Raw genomic sequence first — 532 nt, 5'->3', positions numbered from 1 at the left:
TGAGCCGTTTTCACGGCATGTACAAACAGGATGACCGCGATATTCGCGCGGAGCGTGCCGAGCAAAAGCTGGAGCCGCGTCATGCCATGATGCTGCGCTGCCGTTTGCCCGGCGGCGTGATGACGCCGGAGCAGTGGTTAGGGATCGATAAATTTGCCGCCGAGAGCACGCTCTATGGCAGCATTCGTATTACTAACCGCCAGACCTTCCAGTTTCACGGTATCCTGAAGCCGAACGTGAAACCGGCGCACCAAATGCTCAATCATCTGGGGCTGGATGCGCTGGCGACCGCCAACGATGTGAACCGTAACGTACTCTGTACTTCTAATCCGGTGGAATCCGAGCTGCATCAGCAAGCCTATGACTGGGCGAAGAAGATCTCTGAGCATCTGCTGCCGCGTACCCGTGCCTACGCCGAGATCTGGCTGGATCAGGAGAAGGTCGCTACCACCGATGAAGAGCCGATCCTCGGGGCGACCTATCTGCCGCGTAAGTTCAAAACTACGGTGGTGATCCCGCCGCAAAACGATGT

General features: G+C 57.3%; 1 pseudogene. It reads left to right on the top strand.

Annotated elements, in window-relative coordinates:
• Window positions 1-532, top strand: a pseudogene (locus J5224_RS34895) (sulfite reductase subunit beta); the annotation flags it as partial.

Source organism: Candidatus Symbiopectobacterium sp. NZEC135, assembly GCF_025962695.1.
Note: the sequence above shows the minus strand (reverse complement) of the source record. Positions and strands in the feature narration are given on the sequence as shown.